12 protein-coding genes are annotated in these 12,862 nt (G+C 72.6%); 7 read left to right on the top strand and 5 right to left on the bottom strand.

Translation table 11 applies throughout. The features are described from left to right. Positions 1-104 precede the first annotated feature (104 nt). Positions 105-494, top strand: a complete 390-nt coding sequence (locus tag Pme01_RS02870) for a nuclear transport factor 2 family protein (protein ID WP_168113392.1) — start codon at positions 105-107, stop codon at positions 492-494. Between the two features lie 58 nt (positions 495-552). Here Pme01_RS02870 and Pme01_RS02865 read toward each other — a convergent pair whose 3' ends face one another. The 4 genes from Pme01_RS02865 to Pme01_RS02850 all read right to left on the bottom strand — a co-directional run bounded on the left by Pme01_RS02865 (position 553) and on the right by Pme01_RS02850 (position 5,077). Next, positions 553-2,328 (bottom strand): DUF2334 domain-containing protein, encoded by a 1,776-nt coding sequence (locus Pme01_RS02865; RefSeq protein WP_239087982.1) that lies wholly within the window; start codon positions 2,326-2,328, stop codon positions 553-555. Continuing rightward, positions 2,325-3,521 carry a non-hydrolyzing UDP-N-acetylglucosamine 2-epimerase gene (gene wecB, locus Pme01_RS02860; protein ID WP_168112794.1) on the bottom strand — a complete coding sequence of 399 codons (1,197 nt, stop codon included), beginning with the start codon at positions 3,519-3,521 and terminating at the stop codon, positions 2,325-2,327. Before wecB ends, Pme01_RS02865 begins: the two co-directional genes overlap by 4 nt. Before the next feature lie 77 nt (positions 3,522-3,598). After that, positions 3,599-4,882, bottom strand: a complete 1,284-nt coding sequence (locus tag Pme01_RS02855) for a glycosyltransferase family 2 protein (RefSeq protein WP_168112795.1) — start codon at positions 4,880-4,882, stop codon at positions 3,599-3,601. 21 nt (positions 4,883-4,903) lie between these two features. Then, positions 4,904-5,077 carry an LPXTG cell wall anchor domain-containing protein gene (locus Pme01_RS02850; protein WP_168112796.1) on the bottom strand — a complete coding sequence of 58 codons (174 nt, stop codon included), beginning with the start codon at positions 5,075-5,077 and terminating at the stop codon, positions 4,904-4,906. A 517-nt stretch (positions 5,078-5,594) separates the two neighbouring features. On the opposite strand from Pme01_RS02850, the gene Pme01_RS02845 reads away from it, so the two are divergent. The 6 genes from Pme01_RS02845 (at position 5,595) to Pme01_RS02820 (ending at position 11,873) form a co-directional block, all read left to right on the top strand. Then, positions 5,595-6,272 carry a hypothetical protein gene (locus Pme01_RS02845; RefSeq protein WP_168112797.1) on the top strand — a complete coding sequence of 226 codons (678 nt, stop codon included), beginning with the start codon at positions 5,595-5,597 and terminating at the stop codon, positions 6,270-6,272. Beyond that, the gene (locus Pme01_RS02840; RefSeq protein ID WP_168112798.1) at positions 6,272-8,050 is read left to right on the top strand and encodes an ABC transporter ATP-binding protein; all 1,779 of its coding nucleotides are present in this window, start codon (positions 6,272-6,274) and stop codon (positions 8,048-8,050) included. Before Pme01_RS02845 ends, Pme01_RS02840 begins: the two co-directional genes overlap by 1 nt. Before the next feature lie 215 nt (positions 8,051-8,265). Next, entirely contained in the window at positions 8,266-9,144 is an 879-nt protein-coding gene (locus tag Pme01_RS02835; protein WP_168112799.1) for a serine/threonine-protein kinase, read from the top strand. A gap of 43 nt (positions 9,145-9,187) precedes the next feature. After that, positions 9,188-9,871, top strand: a complete 684-nt coding sequence (locus tag Pme01_RS02830) for a response regulator transcription factor (protein ID WP_168112800.1) — start codon at positions 9,188-9,190, stop codon at positions 9,869-9,871. Continuing rightward, positions 9,868-10,377 carry a hypothetical protein gene (locus Pme01_RS02825; RefSeq protein WP_168112801.1) on the top strand — a complete coding sequence of 170 codons (510 nt, stop codon included), beginning with the start codon at positions 9,868-9,870 and terminating at the stop codon, positions 10,375-10,377. The genes Pme01_RS02830 and Pme01_RS02825 overlap by 4 nt, the downstream gene beginning before the upstream one ends. A gap of 59 nt (positions 10,378-10,436) precedes the next feature. Further along, positions 10,437-11,873, top strand: coding sequence for a sensor histidine kinase (locus Pme01_RS02820; RefSeq protein WP_168112802.1), 1,437 nt, complete (start codon positions 10,437-10,439; stop codon positions 11,871-11,873). A 66-nt stretch (positions 11,874-11,939) separates the two neighbouring features. Here the strand turns inward: Pme01_RS02820 and Pme01_RS02815 are convergent, their stop codons facing one another. Continuing rightward, entirely contained in the window at positions 11,940-12,764 is an 825-nt protein-coding gene (locus Pme01_RS02815; RefSeq protein ID WP_168112803.1) for an NAD-dependent epimerase/dehydratase family protein, read from the bottom strand. Between the last annotated feature and the right edge of the window lie 98 nt (positions 12,765-12,862).

The following is a 12,862-nucleotide window of genomic DNA, read 5'->3' as shown; positions in this document are numbered from 1 at the left end:
AGCCCACTCCCGCCTGTGCGGGACATGGTTCCGGTCGGCCGCCGGGGTCCGAACCTGAGGACTCCTGGCGGTGATCTCGCCACGGGGGGTGGTACTTTGTCCCTATAAGTACCGACTCACTGACCCGACGTGCCGCCCACGGGTATCTCGACGCCTGGACCAGCGGCGACCTCGACGGCGTCCGCCGCCTGCTCGCGGAAGACGCCGTCATCGAGTCCAACACTGCCCTCGAGCCCGACGTCGGCGGCCCGGCCTCGCCGGACCGGCTGATCGACACGCTCACCAGGATCGCCGCTCGGCTGATCCAGGTCAAGATCATCACCGAGGTGTACGAGGCCGGGCGTGCCGTCCTGATGTACGACTGCCTGGTAGGCGAGCCGGCCGACGTGATCCGCGTGGTCGAGTACCTCGACGTCGAGGGCGGCCTCATCCGCCGGATCCGCCAGGTCTACGACGTGGCGGCGCTGCACCGGCTGGTCCCCCCAAACGCATGATCACGGAGATTTCCCCGCGCCGGGCGCGGGGAAATCTCCGTGATCATGGGGGTGCTGACTAGCCGAGCAGGGCAGAGGCGGGGACGAAGGTGTACCCCAGACCCTGGACCCCCTCGACGGTCGCCTTCAGGTAGTCGGTGCCCAGGTACGGGTGGTAGAAGAAGCTCGCCGAGCCGTCCCGTACCACCAGGTTGCGCTTGGCCGAGGCCAGGATGTCCGCCGGCAGCCGCGGCGGGTGGTGGTTGAACGCGACCGGCTCCACGTTGCCGAGGTTCTCCGGCGCGATCGCCGACCCGTAGACGTCGCGGACGGCGTACGGGAAGAACTGGCCGCTCATCCTCGTGTGGTCCGCCTTGGCGCCGGTGAGCGCGCCGGGGAAGTACAGGCCCCGGTCGTAGCGCTTGCCGAACTGCGAGTTGAACGCCTGGTAGTCGGTGGCGCTGGCGGCGTAGTGCGGCGGCTCGAACACGGTCGGCACCGACAGGCCGGCGAGGCGGAAGTCCGTCCGGGCGGCGCTGATCCGGTTGTTCACCCAGGTGGTCGAGTCCTCGGCTACGGGTCCGTCGTAGACGACGTTGTCGGCCGCGTCGACGTGCGCACGGTAGAACTCGAAGTCGTTGGCGCTCACCCCGTCGTACGGGTTGGCCGTGTTGCCGTACTGGTGGGTGTAGCCGTGCATCAACAGGGTGCCGCCCCGCGACTGCATGTACCTCAGCGCGCTGACCACCTTCGGGCGCTGGGCCAGCGTGTAGTCCTCGGGCCGGCCGTTGTTGTTGACGCCCTTCGGGTCGCGGTAGCGCGAGTACACGGCCACCGAGAACGGCACCTTCCGGCTGTACAGGTAGTCGGCGACGGCGCGAAGCTCGGCCGGGTCGGCGTCCGGACCGACGTCCTCGATGCGCACCAGCGCCCGGTGCCGGGTCGCCGTGTTCGGGGCCAGCACGTCGAAGAGCAGGTCGGAGAAGGCGACGTACCGGTCGTCGTGGCTGACGTACGAGAACGGGATCTCGCCGACGTAGGTGAAGTTGCCCGAGCGCACCGCCCACGGGAACGTCGTACCGTCGGCGCGCACCGCGGTGGCCACGGTCGACGCCTTGGCGGCGTCGTAGATCACGTGGTCCATGATGCCGCCCTGGTTGAGCGTGTCGCGGGTGAACGCCGTGCCCTTGTAGTCCACTTCGGAGACGGTCGAGGTGTCGAACTGCGTCCAGGTGAAGCCGCGCTTCGCCACGAAGTTCGGGTCGCGCGCGGTGAGCTGCCAGATGTTGTCGTACAGCCACAGCACCGGGACCTGCGTGGCGGTCACGTCGTCGAGGAACGCGACCGGTACCGGCTCGTCGTAGGTCGAGCCGACGTAGACGACCGACGTGTACCGGCTCAGCTCGCCCGCCGTGTACTGGCCCACCGGGTGCGCCGTCCAGGCCCCGAAGTGCGACACCAGGTTCGCCGTCTGGATCGCGTACGTCTCGCCCAGCCACGCGTACGGACCGGTGTTGTCGTAGACGATGAGCGTCGTGCCGGTACCCGCGCCCGGGGCGCCGGCGCCGGACTTGCCGATCGCAGCCGCGGCTCCCGGCTGCGCCTTTGCCGGGGCCGTCGATCCGGCGACCACGCGCTGGCTGGGGCGCAGCTTCGACGGCCGCGGCGGGGCGGGCAGGCGCTTGGTGGCCGCTGCGCCGTCGGCGGGGCCGCGGCCGGCTGCGCTCTTCGTGACGGTGCGCTTGGTCGGGCGCTCCGCGGCCTGCGCCGGGGTCGTCGTCACGGTGGCGGCCAGCGCCAGCGCGATGAGCGAGCCGATCGCCGCGCGCCGACTTCCGGTGTACCTACGCATCATGCTCCCGTTCCCGTCGTGACGGCGTTGCCGGCCACCGCGAGCGATGGCATGGGTTGCGGCGTGTCCGCCGCCAGGCCGAGCATCGCGGCGACCGCGTGCTCGGTACGCACGGCGGCGAACCCGTCGCCGTACGGGTTGCCCGAGGCGGTCATCTCCTCGCGCAGCGCCTCGTCGTCGAGCAGCCGGCAGGCCTCGGTGACGATCAGGTCGGGATCGGTGCCGACGAGCCTGGCGCAGCCCGCGTGCAGCGACTCGACCCGCTCGGTCACCTCGCGCAGGACGAGCGCGGGTACCCCGAACGACGGCGCCTCCTCCTGGATGCCGCCCGAGTCGGTCAGCACGAGGTACGCGTTGGACAGCAGCCGGGACAGGGCCTGGTACGGCAGCGGGTCGGTGACCGTCACCCGCTCGACCCCGGCGAGGCCCGCCTCCACCTGCGCCCGTACCGCCGGGTTGGGGTGGCTGGGCAGGACGACGTTGATGTCGGGGTAGCGCTCGATGAGCGTCCGGACGGCGCCGAGGATGCGGTCCAGCGGCTCGCCCCAGGACTCCCGGCGGTGCGCGGTGACGAGCACCAGCCGGCCCTCGGCGGCGACCGCGCGCTCCAGCCGCTCGTCGTCGAACGGAAGCTGGCGAGCCGCCACGGCGAGCGTGGCGTCCACGACGGTGTTACCGGCGATGAATACCTGGGACGCGGGTACCGACTCGTCGAGCAGGTTGGTGGCGGCCAGCGCGGTGGGCGCCAGGTGCAGCCGGGCGAGCTGGCCGACCAGGCGCCGGTTCGCCTCCTCCGGGAACGGCGACTCCAGGTCGCCGGAGCGCAGGCCGGCCTCGAGGTGCACGACCGGGATGTGGCGCCAGAACGCGGCCATCGCGCCGGCCAGGGTTGTGGTCGTGTCGCCCTGTACCACCACCGCGGCCGGCTTGCGCTCGGCGAACAGCGCGTCCAGCTGCGCGATCATCGCGGTCATCAGCTCGGGCTGGGAGCCGGTGACCCGCTCGACCCGCAGGACCACGTCCGGGGTCAGGTCGAACGCTTCGAGGGCCTGCGCCACCATCGTCGGGTGCTGGCCGCTGGCGACGAGGACCGGAGTGACCCGGCCGGCGGCGCGCATGGCCACGGCCACCGGGGCGAGCTTGATGGCCTCGGGCCGGGTACCGGCGATGAGGTGGACTTCCGGGAGGGATGACATCGTTCGTGCCTCGGTCTTTCTGGTACCGCATCCGTGCCCGTATCGAGGTCGGCGTCCGTGCCGTCGGTGGTTGATGGTCATCGTGCGGCCGCTTCGGCCAGGCGCTCGGTCTTGGCCCAGGCGTTGCGCCCGGCGACCTGGCGGCCGATGGCCCGGTACGTGCTGACCAGGCCGAGCAGCAGGAACGCCGGGTAGCACAGGCCGGCGAGAAGGCAGCGGCTGAGCTTTTCGTCGCGCAGTTGGAGTCGGTGCAGGGCGCCCCAGGTGAGGAACGGCGCGACCATGGCCGCGAACCACACGCCCACCGTGGCGAGCAGTTGGTACGTCGGGCCGTCGGCGGCCATCCGCCACAGCGAGTACCCCGCCACACTGCCCATCACGACCGTGCCGATCGCGTTGAACCACGGCGCGAGCAGGTAGTACAGCATTTCGACCAGGGCCGCGCTGGCGATGGACGGCGCCTTGTACAGCGTCGGCACGTACCGGACGCACTGCAGGTTGCCCTGCGCCCAGCGGGTGCGCTGGCGGAGCAGTCGGCGGACGTCGACCAGGCCCTGCTGGGTGACGGCGGCGCGCGACGTGTACCGGACCCGCACGCCGGCCAGGTGCAGCCGCAGCCCCAACTCCAGGTCCTCCACCAGGCACTTCGACCAGGGCGCGGTGCCCAGCAGTTCCAGCGCCGACAGGCGTACGAACTGGCCGTTGCCGCCGAGGCCGACCGTACCGAGGGAGTTGCGCATGAGTTGGCTCGCGTTGGCGATGCAGGCGAACTCCAGGTCCTGCACGGCCGCGAGGAGCCGGTCGCGGTTGTGGATCCGTACCCGGCACTGCACCGCGCCGACCGTCGGGTCGGCCAGCGCCCGCGAGACCTCGGCCAGCATGTTGGCGCTGCCGCGCCCGTCGCCGTCGATGACGCCGACCACCACCCGGCCGGGGTCGTCGCCGGCGGCCGCCGTGTGCTGCCGGATGTACCGGTACGCGGCGTTGAGTGCCTCGCCCTTGCCCTTGCGGGCCTCGGGCAGCGTACGGCGCAGGACGTGGAGGTTCGGGTCGTCGATGGCGGAGAGGACGGCCGGCGTGCCGTCGTCGGAGCCGTCGTCGACGACCAGGACCCGGGTCCGGGTGCCGATCGGCCCGCGCAGGGCGAGCGCGTTGCCGACGGTCCGCCCCACGACGCGCTCCTCGTTGAGGCACGGTACGACGATCCAGAAGACCTCGGGTTCATACCCGGTGGGCGTCCTGGCGTCGAACCGCCGGTGCCGTCCCGCCGTCACGCTGTCATGCGTGGCGAAGAGCACCAGCGCGACGTTGTACAGGGGCCAGGACACCAGCAGCACCAGGCCTACGAGGAGCAGCGTCATGGTTGGTCGCGTCGCTCCGGCTCAGCCGTGGCGCCGCGTGCGGGCCGGCCGGACCCGAACCGCTCGGATGAGCAGCAGACCGGCGGCGACCATCACGAAGCCGACCAGTGCGGTCAGTACGGCGTTGTTGCCGGTGACCGGCAGGGTGGCGGCCCCTCCGGCGACGATTGGTCCGAGAACCTTTGGTTGCGACATGTCGGCCTCCCCTGAACGACAGCGGTGATCTGCGATGCGGTGGGACAGCCGGTTGTGACCGCTCGGCCCCGCCGCGTGTTGAAACCTACGGATCGTCACTGACGGTGACAAGCTTGCTGGAACTTGTAGCGAAGGAAATGGCCCGACCAGAGGACAACGAGGCTTGCCTTCATTACTTTCGGTAGTCGGCGCCTATCATGCGCGTGGCGAATTTGCTGGTGAGCGCCGTGACGGGCAGATGTCGATTGCTAACTCTCCGCAGTAACCGCCGGGTCGGAGTGATGTCCCCGGGTCGGTCACTTTCCGTTACAGGGGGGCACCGTTCGGTTTTGCCCGCACCCTCCTGAGGGTGACAACACCGCGACAGGGTCAGCGACGACAACGGTGCGCACGCGCTGCCGCCGTACCGGCGGGTCCAAAGATGAAAGGACTCTAATCGTCCCTTAACTGGTATTTCAGCCTCGCGGGCAAAGGTGTAACCGACGGCAGTCAACGATCAAGCCGGAGGTTGGGAGACATGGTCCGCAGCGATTCGCGATGGGGCAGGAGCCGATCCGCCCTGCGGGTGGCGGCGCTCGTCGCCGCGGTCGGGGCGTGGACCGCGCTGCCGGCCGCCCAGGCACTCGGCAACGACGGCCACGACCGCCGGGCCGGCTCGCACGGCAGCTCGCACGACGGCGGCCGGCGCTCCGACGGCGGCGGTGGTGACCACGGCGATCGCGGCGAGCACGGTGATCGCGGTGACCACGGCGGGGGTCGCGGCGGCGAGAAGGGTCGCGGCGAGCACGGTGCCGGCGACCGCCGGGCCGCACCGGTACCCGCCGGGGACGCGCGAGGCGCGGCCGTCGTCGGCCGACCGGCGGTCAGCCGACCGGAGGCGGGCCGCCTCGCGACGACGCAGGGCCTCCCGGCGCCGGCCGGTGCGGCAGCCGACCCGGCCGTCGCCGTACCGGCCGTCGGCGCCGCACCCGCTGTCGACCCGGCGTCCGCGGTCGATTCGACGCCCGCCGGGGACGGCGTGACCGCCGGTGACCCGACCCCCACCGGCCAGGCGCCACGGCTGTCGATGGACGCCCCGGCCCCGGCGCCGGCGCGGTCGCTGGCGGCGGCCGCCCCGGTCGTGGGCGCGGCCGTGGTAATGCTGCTGATCGGCGCCGGGTTCGCGGTACGCGGACGGGTCGGCAGGGTCGACTGATGTGGCGTTTCCTGTGGCCGTACCGCGCCCCGCTCGCCGTCTCGGCGTCGCTGGCGGTCGCGGACACCGTACTGAGCCTGGCCCGACCGTGGCCGCTGTCGCTGGCGGTCGACCACGCCATCAACCACCGGCCGCTGACCGGGTGGCTGTGGCCGCTGGGCGGCGTGTCCGGCGCCGGGCTCGCGGCGGTCGCGGCGGTCGGCGCGATCGTGCTGGTCGCGCTGAGCGGCGTGACCGGGTACCTCACGAGCTACCTCAGCGGCGCGGCGGCCGAACGAATCGGAGCCGACATGCGGGAGACGGTCTACAAGAGACTGTTGACGCTGTCGCCCCGCTTCCACGACCGCAACCGCAGCGGCGACCTGGTGACCCGGCTGACCGGCGACGTGTCGCGGGTACAGGACTCGCTGGTGGCCTGGCTCGTCGGCGCGGTACCGGACGTGCTGACCCTGATCGGGCTGCTCGTGGTCATGTTCATGATCGACCCGGCGATGACCGTCGTCGCGCTGGTGGTCGTACCGCCGCTGGCCCTGCTCGCGGTCGTACGGCGCCGGCAGATCAAGGCCGCGCAGCGGGAGGCCCGGAGCCGCCAGGGCGACCTGGCCTCACGGGCCGCCGAGACCCTCCGCCACGTCCGCGCGGTACAGGCGTTCGCGCAGCAGGAGGCCGAGACCGGGCGGTTCCGCAGGGAGAACGTCGGCACGGTACGGGCGTCGCTTCGCGCGCTCGACCTGGAGGCGCGCTACGGCCCCGCGGCCGACCTGCTGCTCGCCGCCGGAAGCGGGCTGGTGCTGTGGCTCGGCGTGGTACGGGTGACCAGCGGCCGGATGTCGCTGGGTGTCCTGCTGGTCGTGCTGGCCTACCTGGGGAGCATGTACCGGCCGGTGCGCTCGCTGACCCGGCTCGCCTCCACCCTGGCGCGGGGCGCGGCCAGCCGCGAGCGCCTGAACGAGCTGCTGGACTCGACCGAGTACGTGCGCGAGCCGGAGCGTCCGGTACCGGTACCGGCGTCGCCGCTCACCCTGGCCGTCGACGACGTGAGCTTCGGGTACGACGCCGAGCACCCGGTCCTGCGCGGGATCGACCTGACGCTGCGCCGCGACGAGATGGTGTGCCTGGTCGGCGCGACGGGCGTGGGCAAGTCGACGCTGCTGTCGCTACTGCTGCGGCTGTACGACCCGGACAGCGGCGCGATCCTGCTGGATGGGGTCGACCTGAAGGACGTGAACACGCGGCCGCTGCGGGACCGGATCTCACTCGTACCGCAGGATCCGTGGATCCTCGACGGCACGATCGCCGACAACATCGCGTTCGGCCAGCCCTTCGCGACCCGCGAAGAGGTGGAGCGGGCGGCCCGTACCGCGCTGGTGCACCCGTTCGTGGAAGCGTTGCCCGCCGGCTACGACACGGTCGTCGGCGAGGGCGGCGTGATGCTCTCCGGCGGCCAGCGCCGGCGCCTGGCGCTGGCCCGGGCGCTGCTGCGCGACGCGCCGGTACTGCTGCTGGACGAGCCGACCAGTGGCCTGGACGCCGAGTCCGAGCATGCGGTGATGAGCGCGATCACGCGCGCCGCCGCCGGCCGCATGACGCTCGTCGTGTCGCACCGGCTGCGCGTGGCCACCCTGGCCGACCGTGTCCTGGTGCTGTCCGGCGGCCGGATAACCGAGGCCGGCGCACCGGCCGAACTCGTCGCACGGGGCGGGACGTTCGCCGACTGGTGTCGGCTGCAGAACGTCGACGCCACCCGCCCCGCGCGTCACCTGATGGCAACCGGATGAGAGGGGGTGACCGAGATGTGCTGGAACGGTAAGGCCGAATGGAACGGCCGTGGTTGGCACCGTGGCCGGGTACGCGGGACGCACGACGTCTTCAAGCCGAGCGGCTCCGCTGCCGATACCACGACTGTGACCACTATGGACGAAACCCGGTAATCACCATCCACGACAGGAGGACGGGCGGGGCGGCGGGTACGCCGCCCCGCCCGAACGGAACCATGACCGCTGTTGTCGAAAGGACCACCTGGGCGTACCGGCCCGGAGCGCCTCTGGTCGCCGAGCTGCGGGCCTGGGCGTCGCTGGGCGGCGGCCGGCGCTGCGAGACCTGGCTGGCCTGGTCGCCCGCGCGGTGGTGCCCGGTGGTCGTCAAGCTGCCCCGCCCCGACCTCGTCGGGGACGTGAGCACCCGCGCCGACCTGCTGCACGAGGCCGAGATGATGGCGGCCCTGTCGCACCCGGGGGTGCAGCGGTTCTACGAGGCCGACCCGGACGCCGACCTGCCTTACCTGATCTCGGAGTACGTCGAGGGGCCGAGCCTTTCGGACTCGCTCGCGCGGTACGGGCCGCTGCCCGGCGACGAGGTCGTCCTGCTCGGGCTGCAGATCGCCGCGGCGCTGCGGTACCTGCACGGCGCCGGCGTGGTGCACCTCGATCTCAAGCCGGGCAACGTCTGCCTGCGCGACGGCCGCCCGGTCGTCATCGACTTCGGCATCGCCCGCCGCCCCGGTGAGCGGCGCCGCCACGGAGCGCCGACGGGCTCGCCCCCGTACATGGCGCCGGAGCAGTGCCGCGACGAGCCGGCGAGCCCGGCGACCGACCTGTTCGCGCTCGGTGCCGTCCTGTTCGAGGCGGCCACCGGCGAGCACGCGTTCCACCCGCGGCGCGCGGCCGACGGCTGGTCGTACCCGCAGCTCACCGGCGCCCCAGCGGACCGGCTGCCCGGCCCGCTGGGCGAGCTGGTGGAGCGGCTGCTCGACCCCGACCCGGCGCGGCGACCGGCCGACGCCGCCGCGGTGCTCCGGTCGCTGACCGAGGCCCTGCCGGCCGGCGTCGAGCCGCCCTGGCCGGAGTGGGTCGATTCTGGCAACTCCCAGTAATTATGTACATACATGGTGTTACCGTGTCCGGGGGTGACTGGGCATGGCGCATGTTCTTCTCATCGAAGACGATCCACGGATCCAGGGCATCGTGGCGCGGGGGCTGGGCGCTCGGGGCTTCAGCGTGACGCCGGCCGTCGACGGCGCGTCCGGCGCGGCGCTGGCCCGTGACCTCGAGGTCGACGTGGTCCTGCTGGACCTGATGCTGCCCGACCGGGCCGGCCTGGAGGTCCTGGAGGAGATCAGGGCCGCCAAGCCCCGGCTGCCGGTCATCGCGGTCACCGCGCTCGACGACGTGGGGGCCAAGGTCGGTGGTCTGGACGCCGGCGCCGACGACTACGTCACGAAGCCGTTCTCGGTCGACGAGCTGGCGGCCCGAATCCGCGCCCGGCTGCGGGCCGCGGAGGAGAGCCCGGCCGTACGCGCCGGCCCGCTCACCATCGACGTCCTCGCACACCGGGCGGTGCTGCACGGCCGGCAGGTACCGCTGTCCGCCCGGGAGCTGGCGCTGCTGACCGCCTTCGCCCGGCACCCCGGCCTGGTCCTGTCGCGCTCCCAGTTGCTCGACATGGTGTGGGACCTCGACCACGACCCGGGGTCGAACGTCGTGGAGGTGTACGTGGCGGCGCTGCGGCGCAAGATCGGTCCGGCGTTCCTGGAGACCGTCCGGGGGGTGGGGTACCGGTTCGTCGTACCGCAGCCCGAGCTGGCCGGGGCGGCGTCGTGAAGACGGCGACCCTCGCGCTGGTCGCCGCCGGGCTCTTCATCGCCGGAGTGCTCACCGGCGTATGGCCCGGCACGGCGTCGATCGTCGGGGTGGACGCGGTACGGATGAACCGGCCACCGGTCGCGGGCCCGGAGCCGGCCGCGCCGGCCCCGGGCACGGCGACGACATTGCCGGCCCCCGGCCCGGCGGCGGCCGCACCGGTCCGGGGCCCGGCGGCGACATTGCCGGCCCTGCGGCCGGCACCGGGCCTGGAAACGGCGGCGCCGGGGCGCCAGCTCGGCGCGGTCGAGGTGGTGGCGCGCCCGGTCAGCCGTGGCCGGCTGGGGGAGCAGGTCTCGTCTCCCGTCCCCAGCCAGCAGGGCGGCTCGAAGGGCCGCGGCGATCGCCGCCTTCGCGACAATCACGGCCGCGAGAACGGTCACGGCAACGGCAACGGCCACCGCGACGACCATCAGAGTGGGCGCGGCGAGCACCGCAAGGGCCATGGGGGCACGTCAATTCTGTGAAGGGAGGGAGCGGCGTTTCCTCACCGCCTGCGCGCGGGCGAATCCACGCCGCGATTGCGATGACGCCGGTACGCCGTCCACTGCCGCTGGCCGTCCGGCTCTCGGCCACGACGGCCATGGTCGTGGCGGCCGCCCTCCTCGTCGTCGCCGGGTTGACGGTGCAGATCACCCGGCACCACCTGTCCGAGTCGCTGGACCAGCGCCTGCGGGCCAGCGCCGACTCGTTCCGCAACGGGCCGGCCCGCCGGGTCGGTGGCCCCGGTCAGCTCGCCGACGAGGCGGCCCGCTGGCTGTCGGCGCAGGCGTTCGACGCCCACGAACTCGTCGCGGTACGGACCGCCGACGGGGAGGTCCTGACGAGTACCGGCGGGCTGGAGCTGAGCGCCCTGCCGCGGGCGACCGAGCTGCTGACGGCCGGGGTGTCCCGCTGGTGGGAGCTGGGCTCCGGCCCAGAGGCCATCCGCGCGCTGACCGTGCCGCTCACCCTCGACGGCACCCAGCTCGGCACCCTCGTGGTGGCCGCCAGCAGGGCGCCCGTCGAGGCCAGCCTGCACGCCCTGCTCTCACCGATCGGCTGGGCCAGCGCGCTCGGGCTGGGCTTCGCGACGCTGCTGGCGTTCGCCGCGGTACGGCGTACCCTCGGTCCGCTGCTGCGGATGTCGCGTCAGGTCGACGCGATCCACGCGACCGCCGACCTGTCCCGGCGGGTCGGGCCGATCGGTCCCCGGGACGAGGTGGGTCGCCTGGGCGACGGCTTCAACCGGCTGCTGACCCGGCTCGATGACGCGTTCGCCTCGCAGCGGCGGTTCGTCTCCGACGCCTCGCACGAGCTGCGCACCCCGCTGACCGTCGCTCGTGGACAGGTCGAGCTGGCGCTGTCGGACCCGGCGACGGCGCCGGTGGTGGACGTCCTCGGCGCCGCCGTCGTCGAACTCGACCGGATGGGACGCATCGTCGAGGACCTGCTGCTGTTGGCGCGGCTCGACGAGGGGCTACGGCTGTCGCCGGTACCGGTGGAGGTGGAACTGGTCGCGGAGGAGGCGCTGCTGCGCGGGCTGCGCCTGGCGGCCCGGCCGGTGCGGGTATCCGCCGAGCCCGGCCTGTACGCCCTGGCCGACCCGGACCGGCTGCTCCAGGTCCTGTCGAATCTCGTCGTGAACGCCGTCCACCACGCCGGCGAGGGCTCGCAGATCACGCTGTCGACCCGGCTGGACGGGGCGGAGGCGGTCATCGAGGTCAGTGATTCCGGATCCGGCATCCCGGCCGAGCACCTGCCGCACGTCTTCGACCGCTTCTACCGGGCACAGTCGGGTACCGGCGGCGCCGGCCTCGGCCTCGCGATCGTGGATTCGCTCACCCGCGCGATGGGCGGCCGGGTCAGCGTGGCCTCCGTCCCCGGCGCCGGCACGACATTCACGGTACGGCTACCGGCCGCCCGGAACCCGCAGCCCGCGCCGGTGCCGTCACACCTGGCCGATCACGACGAGCACGTGTGACAGGCCGTACTCCGGCTGCGGGTCCGGCCCTTCGCCGTAGACCTGAACCGGTAGGCCGAAGTCGAGTCAGGGTTTCATCCGTTCGCCCAGCGGGGCCAGGCAGAAGTTGCCGCCGAGCAGATCCTGGACCGGGTCGGACGGATCGGGCTCGCCGAACTCCGCGATCCGGGCCGGCGCGAACGGTTCGGCGTCGTCCTGCGACACGTACCCCAGCGCCGCTCCACCCGCCAGCGACCACCATCGCCGGGTGTTGTCCGAGACCCCCCACACCACGCGGAACCCCACCGCCGGCGCGGACAGGCACGCCTCGAACAGGCGCGCCGCGTCGGCAGGGGACAGCCACGTCGCCAGGCCCCGTGACCCGATCGGCTCCGCGAAGCAGGTACCGATCCGCACCGCGACCACGTCGAGCCCGAACCGGTGGTGGTACAGCGCACCGAGTGACTCGCCGGCCGCCTTCGACCAGCCGTAGAACGTGTCCGGCCGCGCCGGCAGCTCGTCGGGCAGCCCGTCGCTGCCGGGTACGAGGTCGACGCTGCGCCGGTAGAAGCCCACGGCGTGGTTCGACGACGCCAGGATCACGCGGGCCACCCCGGTGTCCACGGCCGCCCGCAGCACGTTGTGGGTACCGATCACGTTGACGCTCAGGATGTCGTCGAAGGACGCCTCCATGCTCAGCCCGCCCAGGTGCAGCACCGCGTCCACGTCCTGGCAGGCCTTGCCCACCGCCGCCGCGTCGGTGACGTCCAGCGCCATGGCCTCTTCACCGTCGACGACATCCTCGATCGGGGCGACGTCGGCCAACCGCAGCACCCGGCCCGGCGCCCGCAGCAGCGGGCGCAGCATCCCGCCCATGTTCCCGGCCGCACCGGTAATCAACAGCCGACTCACCGGGGCAACCTCCGCATCTCGTACGCACCGACCGCCAGGATAGTCGTCGGAGTGAATGCGCCGGGATACCTTCCGGCCGGTGGAAACGATTGCACGGG

The sequence above is a fragment of the Planosporangium mesophilum genome, assembly GCF_016863255.1.
Classification (GTDB): Bacteria; Actinomycetota; Actinomycetes; order Mycobacteriales; family Micromonosporaceae; genus Planosporangium; species Planosporangium mesophilum.
Note: the sequence above shows the minus strand (reverse complement) of the source record. Positions and strands in the feature narration are given on the sequence as shown.

Bases quoted from the DNA above. Each gene is read 5' to 3' on its own strand.
- Pme01_RS02835 (WP_168112799.1), top strand. From the start codon at position 8,266: ATGACCGCTGTTGTCGAAAGGACCACCTGGGCGTACCGGCCCGGAGCG.
- Pme01_RS02865 (WP_239087982.1), bottom strand. From the start codon at position 2,328: ATGATGCGTAGGTACACCGGAAGTCGGCGCGCGGCGATCGGCTCGCTC.
- Pme01_RS02840 (WP_168112798.1), top strand. From the start codon at position 6,272: ATGTGGCGTTTCCTGTGGCCGTACCGCGCCCCGCTCGCCGTCTCGGCG.
- wecB (WP_168112794.1), bottom strand. From the start codon at position 3,521: ATGTCATCCCTCCCGGAAGTCCACCTCATCGCCGGTACCCGGCCCGAG.
- Pme01_RS02855 (WP_168112795.1), bottom strand. From the start codon at position 4,882: ATGACGCTGCTCCTCGTAGGCCTGGTGCTGCTGGTGTCCTGGCCCCTG.
- Pme01_RS02830 (WP_168112800.1), top strand. From the start codon at position 9,188: ATGGCGCATGTTCTTCTCATCGAAGACGATCCACGGATCCAGGGCATC.
- Pme01_RS02845 (WP_168112797.1), top strand. From the start codon at position 5,595: ATGGTCCGCAGCGATTCGCGATGGGGCAGGAGCCGATCCGCCCTGCGG.
- Pme01_RS02850 (WP_168112796.1), bottom strand. From the start codon at position 5,077: ATGTCGCAACCAAAGGTTCTCGGACCAATCGTCGCCGGAGGGGCCGCC.
- Pme01_RS02820 (WP_168112802.1), top strand. From the start codon at position 10,437: ATGACGCCGGTACGCCGTCCACTGCCGCTGGCCGTCCGGCTCTCGGCC.